We start from the raw sequence: 7,068 nt of genomic DNA, 5'->3' as shown, positions 1-7,068 counted from the left end.
ACTGAATATTTCTAATTCTCCTGCTGCATTCCCTATTAACATTATCCCCATTAATAACATCATTACTATTACTTTTTTCATCTTTCCTACCTCCCCTATCGAGTATGATTAAATGATAGTAATTTTTAATAAAATTTTCAAATCCAATTAAAGTAAATTAGAGCTGAATAATATTAAATATTTTCCGATAACGTTCACGGTAACGATATTACTTAAAAATAAAAAATTGGAGATCAAAATCTCCAATTTTAAAATTTATTATTCTTCTATAAAATTATTTTTTATCACTTGAGAATACCATTTAGCACTATCTTTTAATATTCTTTGTTTTGTTTCATAATCTATATAAGTTAATCCAAACCTTTTAACATATCCTTCAGCCCATTCATAATTATCCATAAATGACCAGACATAATATCCTTTTAAATTTACACCTTCATCTATGGCTTTTTTTGCTGAAATGAAATGTCTTTTTAAATAATTGATTCTATCGATATCATGAATTTTTCCATTTTCTAATTTATCTTCATAGGCAGCACCATTTTCTGTTATATATAGAGGTATATTTCCATAATTTTCTTTTATATAATTCAACAATACTCTTAATCCATCTGGATAAACTTCCCAACCCATTGATGTTTTTTCACCATCTTGAGGAATTGATTTATATTTAAAAGTTTCATTTTCATCGTGTTTTATGACACTTCTTGAATAATAATTTATCCCTAAAAAATCTATTGGATGACTTATGATTTCCATATCATCATCTTTTATTATTTCTTTTAAAGTATTTCCAAAAGGATTATTTAATATTTCTTCTGGATAAGAACCTTTTAATATCGGATCTAAAAACATTCTATTCCAAAATGCATCATTTGTCTTTGCCGCTATAATATCTTTTTCTTCAACACTATAAGGATAATTTGGAGAGAGGTTTAAGGTTATACCAATTTGATTTTTATAGTTTGAATTTTTAAATAGTTTAACTGTTTCACCATGTGCTAAATGTACATTATGAATAGCTTTTAAAGTTAAATCAAGATTTTTAATTCCTGGAGCATGTATTCCATAAAGATATCCAAGATATAAAAATACCGATGTTTCATTAAAAGTTATCCATTGCTCTACATCATCGCCAAGAGCATTGAACATTACCGATGCATAATGAACAAAATATTTAATTATTTCAGGATTAGACCAACCACCTTCATCTTGTAAAATTTGTGGAAGATCCCAATGATAAAGAGTTGCTATAGGTTTTATATCATTTTTTTTCAATTCTTCTACTAAATCTTTATAAAATTTTAGACCTTTTTCATTTAATTTATATTTGCCATCTTTAAATATTCTTGGCCATGAAATTGAAAATCTATAAGCTTTTATACCAAGTTTTTTTAATAAAGCAATATCTTCTTTAAATTTATTATAATGATCACATGCTTCATCTCCATTATGTCCCATATAGGTATTTCCAGGAGTTTTTGAAAAAGTATCCCAAATTGATGGTATACGACCATCTTGATCATATGCACCTTCTATTTGATAACTTGCTGTTGCGACTCCCCATAAAAAATCTTTATCGAATTGGTATTTCATTTTGCACCTCCATTATTGAATAAATGACATTTAACAGACCTATGCTCAAAATGATGAAAAGAAGGAGAAGAAGAACGACATAAATCAGAAGCGAAAGGACAACGAGGGTGAAAAGAACAACCAGAAGGTAAATCAGTCAAATCTGGGATTTCACCTTTAGTATCGATTCTTTCAGGTTTAAGACCTGATTCTGGTTTAGGAGCGGCCGATTTCAATAATTTAGTATAAGGATGAAAAGGATCATTAATTATATCAGAAGAATTACCAATTTCTAATATATCACCAGCATACATTATAGCAATTCTATCAGCGATATAATGAGCACCAGCTAAATCATGAGTTATGAATAAATAACTAACATTGAAATCATCTCTTATTTTCATCATCAAATTCATTATATCAAGACGAATAGAAACATCTAACATAGAAGTTGGTTCATCAGCTAATATTAGTTTAGGATTAACAGATAAAGCTCTTGCAATACCTATACGTTGTCTTTGACCACCAGAAAGTTCATGAGGTAGTTTATCCAAATATTCATCGCTTAATCCAACAGTGTTTAAAATGTTTATTATGTTTTCTCTTATTTTATTGTTTGGACATAGATTATGTATTTTATATGGTCTGGATAATATGTAATATATTGAATGTAAAGGATTTAAAGATGAAAAAGGATCTTGAAATATCAATTGTACATTTTTTCTGTATTCTAATTCATCAGCTTTTGACATTTTCATAGGTATTTCTTTGTTGAATACTTTTATTGAACCAGAAGTTCTTTTGTAAAGCCTTGAAAGTATTCTTGCAACAGTAGTTTTTCCAGAACCAGATTCACCAACTAAGGCCAATATTTCATTGTTTTTTATTTCGAATGATATATTATTTATTGCATGAACTGTCTTCATTTTTGAAAGTTTACCAATTTTGAATACTTTATTTAAATTTTCAACCTGTACAATATCATTCATAATGATCACCTCCAAAAAGATGACATGCAATGAAATGGTCTTTTTTTATTTGTTTTAGTACAGGATTTGATTTATTACATAAGTTTTCAATTCTTTTATCACATCTTTCATAAAATGGACAACCAGATATACTTTGTTTTAAATCTGGAGGAGTACCGTTAATTCCATGTAGTATTTGTCTTTCACCTGTCAAAGGAGGAAATGAACGCATAAGACCTTTGGTATAAGGGTGAAAAGGATTGTTGTATAGATCGAAAGAAGGAGCTTTTTCGACGATCATACCAGCATACATTATTATTATTGAGTCACTCATTTCAACTAATAAAGATAAATCATGAGTTATGAATATTACAGAGAATTTTAATTTTTTTCTTATTTCATCTATTTCTTGTAAAATACCTCTTTGAACAACAACATCTAAAGCCGTAGTGGGTTCATCCATTATGATTAGTTTAGGATTTAAAGCTAAAGATATAGCTATTACAACTCTTTGTTTCATACCACCAGAAAGTTGATGAGGATAAGCCTGTAAATATTCAGGAGATATGTTTACAATTTTGAATAATTCTAATATTCTTTTAGTCATTTGGTCTTTTGACCATTTAGTATGAGCTTTCATAACATCGAAAAATTGATCTTGAATTTTTTTAACAGGATTCAGTACATTCATAGAAGCTTGGTAAACGATTGAGAATTCTTTCCAACGAAGTTTATTTAAAGATTTTTTATTTAATTTCATTAAATCATTGTTTTCAAAAAGAACTTCACCAGAAAATATTTTACCAGGTTTGTTTAAAAGTCTAGTAATACCAAAAGCCAGAGTTGATTTACCGCAACCAGATTCACCAGCGATACCGATGAATTCATTTTTATGAATATCGAAGGAGACATCTCTGACAGCATGAGTTTTTACAGAGTTTTTTTCATAACCAGCATTAAAATTTTTTATTTGAAGAAGTTTATCCATAATTGATCATCCTCTCAGTTTAGGGTTAGTAATCTCATCAACAGCGAAATTCATAAGAGCAAAAGAAGTACCAAGTAGAGCGATAAGAATGCCAGGGATGAGAATCCATAACCATTGTCCGAATAGAATGGCTTGATTGTTTTGAGCCCAATAAAGAATAGTACCCCAAGTTACAGCACTAGCATCACCAAGCCCTAAAAATTCAAGACCTGATTCAGAAAGTATAGCATATAATGCACCACCAAAGAAATGAGCAACTATTAAACCAAACATGTTAGGTAGTATATCTTTAAAAATAATATGAAAAGGGTTTTCACCAATAGATTTAGATGCTTGAATGAAATCTCTATTTTTAAGAGTTAACATTTGAGAACGTAAAACTCTAGCACCCCAAGCCCAACCAGTTAAAGAAATAACAAAGATGATGGTAAAGGTACCTCTAACAGGGATATAAGCGGCGATAATGATCATTAAAGGTAAACCAGGAATAACGAGAAAAATATTGGTGATCATTGTGAGAATATCATCTATTAAACCACCAAAATAACCAGCACAAAGACCGACTATAACGGAGATGGTGGTTGTGATTAAGCCAGTAATAATACCAACAAAAAGAGATAGTCTTGTACCATGAACAACTCTTGAAAAGATATCTTGACCAGTTGCAGTGGTACCGAATAGATGTTGAGATGATGGTGATTGTAAAGGCATAAACTCCATAGAACGAGGATCATGGGGAGCAATGATATCTGCAAATAAAGCAATTATTATGAAAAAAGAGAGTATACAAAAACCGAATAAAGCTTTTTTATTAGAAAAGAATATTTTAATAGAATTCATATTATTCACCTCCAGTCCTTGCTCTAGGGTCTAAGAAAACGTAAAGAATATCTGCGATGAAATTGGCGATTAAAACAGACAGAGTGATGAAAAGAAAGATAGCCTGCATTAAAGGATAATCCATATTCAAAACAGATTGGTATAGTAAATAACCAATACCAGGATAAGAGAATACGATTTCTGTTAATAGAGTACCGCTGACAACAAAGCCAAGTGACATAGCAAATCCAGTAAAACTTGGAAGTATAGCGTTTCTTGCGGCGTAAGAGTAAACGATTTGTTCTTCAGATAGACCTTTGGCATATGCAAAAGAAACAAAATCTTCTGCAAGAACGGTGATCATATTATTACGCATGGTTAATAACCATCCACCCATAGCAGTGATGATGATGGTTAAAGCTGGTAAGAAAGCATGATAAAGTATAGAAATGAACTTTGAGAAACCAATAGAATCACCATCATAAGCACCAGAAAGTGGGAACCAACCTAAAGCGAAACCGAAAATATAATTTATTAAAAGAGCGAACCAAAAATAAGGCATAGCATTGAAAAAGAGAGAAAAAATAACAGAAGAGCTACTGAGAGCAGAATTTCTTTTCCAAGAGCTTTTAATGCCTAAGATAGTACCAATAGTAAAAGCGATGATTAGAGATATACCAGCTAATCCGATAGTCCAAGGAAAAGCTCTTGATAGGATATCGGAAACGTTAGAAGGGAAATAAGAGATAGAGATCCCAAAATCACCAGTGAACATTCTTTTTAAGTAATCAAAGTATTGATTAATAGGAGATAAATTAGTGTCTAATCCAAAAGCTTTTTGTAAAGAGTGAATGGCTTCTGGATTTAATTTACCTTGAAATTTGGCAACCATAACGCTAACAGGATCACCTGGCATCATTCTTGGAAGCATGAAATTTATAGTTAAAGCAGCCCATAATGTTATTAGGAAGAATAATGTTTTTTTGATTATATATTTCATATTTATCCTCCGATTGTTTTAATAAAAAGAGACGGATTTCTCCATCCCTTTTTTATTTTAATTTTTATTTTAAATGTATGTTTAATAATATATATTTACCGCCATCAGCATCAATATTTTCTCCCGCACAATAAGGGTTTTCATCTGAAGGCCATCCAATAAAGTTCTTTTCTGAGAATATCTCAAACTCTGTTCTTGAGGTTAGAGGTACTACTGGGATGTCTTTCAAAATTTCTTTTTGGATGAAACTTAAAGCATTTTTTTGTACATTAAAATCATCTGTTGTTGAATAACTTTTTAATGCTTCATCTATTATTGGGTTTATATATCTTGAGTAATTTGATACTGAGTTTTCTCCTATTTCTTTACCTGTAAATTCTGAACTATATTCTTTGAAAAACAAATAATATGGAGTAGGGCCTGTTCCTGTACTCCAGCAAATAACGGTATCATAAGTACCAGTCATAACAGAAGTGATATAAGTGTTCCAAGGTTCTTGTTGAATATTGGTGGAGATACCGATATCTTTTAAATTATTAGATATTATTTGAGCCATGGTGATGAAATCAGTCCAACCAGCACCAACGAGTATGTTGAAAGGTTCGAGTTGAGAACCATCTGGTTTTAAAAGATTATTTTTTTTATCATATGAGTATCCATTTTTTATTAATAATTCTTTTGCTTTTTGTGGATCATATTTGTATGAGTATTTATCTAAGTTTTTATCATACCATTTTTCCATTTGTTTAGGTACTATACCTGTTGGATCAGCTATTTCTCCTATACCATAATAGGCTTTATCTAATATTTGTTGTTTATTTATACTCATTGCTATCGCTTTTCTTAAAATTTTATCGGTAAAAGGATCTTTCATGGTGTTGAAATAAAGCATGTTAGTATTTAATGTAGGCCACCATTTTTTATTGTCTTTACTCTTTGAAACCCAAGATCTATCTACATCTGGAACAAAAGAAAAAGTCCAATCTGCTTCACCTTTTAACATTTTTAAGAAAGAAGTATTATTAGAGTTTACAGCAACTATTTCAATTCCATCTATATATGGTTTTTCTTTAATCCAATAATCTTTGTTTTTTTGAAGTTTTACAGTATTGGTTTCTGCATTAAATTTTTCTATGATGAAAGGACCAGTTCCAACAGGATTTTGATTTTGGAACTTTGAAGGATCTTTTATATCTTTCCATATATGTTCTGGAACTATTGGAACAAGTGTTATATAATAGAAAAATGGAGTATTTGCTATTGAAAAGTTTATATTTACTGAATTTTTATTTACTTTTTCTATATCTGATATGTTTGAACTTTTACCCCATATTCCATTTAAATCTAATTCGGGATGTTTTTTGATATAATTAAATGTAAATATAATATCATCTGCGGTAAATGGAACTCCATCATTCCATTTAACATTGTTTCTTACAGTGATGTTTAGAGTTCTGGAATTGTTAATCCAGTTGAACTCTGTAGCGAGTTCTGGAATTATTTCTCCAGTTAATTCATTCATATAAAAAAGATGTTCATATATGGCAGGCCCAGTTGGCAGACTTTGACCTGTTGGGAGGAATGGATTTGAGTTATTTGTAAGATTGCCCCATGGATTTATAACTTTTAAAGTTCCTCCCCTTTTTATTTCTCCAGAAAATACCATTAAAGAAAACACTAATATTATACTGAGAACCAAAACAATTTTTTTGTTCAAT

At 30.1% G+C, this 7,068-nt stretch carries 6 protein-coding genes; all 6 read right to left on the bottom strand.

The genetic code is table 11. The annotated features are described in order from the left end of the window. Nucleotides 1-258 precede the first annotated feature (258 nt). On the bottom strand, nucleotides 259-1,596 hold the full coding sequence (locus tag C7380_RS09895) for a GH1 family beta-glucosidase (RefSeq protein WP_109605444.1): 1,338 nt from the start codon (nucleotides 1,594-1,596) through the stop codon (nucleotides 259-261). Continuing rightward, nucleotides 1,593-2,564, bottom strand: coding sequence for an ABC transporter ATP-binding protein (locus C7380_RS09890; RefSeq protein ID WP_109605442.1), 972 nt, complete (start codon nucleotides 2,562-2,564; stop codon nucleotides 1,593-1,595). The genes C7380_RS09895 and C7380_RS09890 overlap by 4 nt, the downstream gene beginning before the upstream one ends. Then, on the bottom strand, nucleotides 2,557-3,531 hold the full coding sequence (locus C7380_RS09885; protein ID WP_109605440.1) for an ABC transporter ATP-binding protein: 975 nt from the start codon (nucleotides 3,529-3,531) through the stop codon (nucleotides 2,557-2,559). The genes C7380_RS09890 and C7380_RS09885 overlap by 8 nt, the downstream gene beginning before the upstream one ends. Nucleotides 3,532-3,537: 6 nt before the next feature. After that, nucleotides 3,538-4,371 (bottom strand): ABC transporter permease, encoded by an 834-nt coding sequence (locus C7380_RS09880; protein ID WP_109605438.1) that lies wholly within the window; start codon nucleotides 4,369-4,371, stop codon nucleotides 3,538-3,540. 1 nt (nucleotide 4,372) lies between these two features. Further along, nucleotides 4,373-5,350 carry an ABC transporter permease gene (locus C7380_RS09875; RefSeq protein WP_109605436.1) on the bottom strand — a complete coding sequence of 326 codons (978 nt, stop codon included), beginning with the start codon at nucleotides 5,348-5,350 and terminating at the stop codon, nucleotides 4,373-4,375. Nucleotides 5,351-5,414: 64 nt separating this feature from the next. Then, the gene (locus C7380_RS09870) at nucleotides 5,415-7,067 is read right to left on the bottom strand and encodes an ABC transporter substrate-binding protein (protein WP_109605434.1); all 1,653 of its coding nucleotides are present in this window, start codon (nucleotides 7,065-7,067) and stop codon (nucleotides 5,415-5,417) included. Nucleotide 7,068: the final 1 nt, after the last annotated feature.

Origin of the sequence: Oceanotoga teriensis (assembly GCF_003148465.1) — a bacterium.
Lineage (GTDB): Bacteria > Thermotogota > Thermotogae > Petrotogales > Petrotogaceae > Oceanotoga > Oceanotoga teriensis.
The sequence above is the reverse complement of the archived record's forward strand: the minus strand, read 5'-3'. Positions and strand labels throughout refer to the sequence as shown.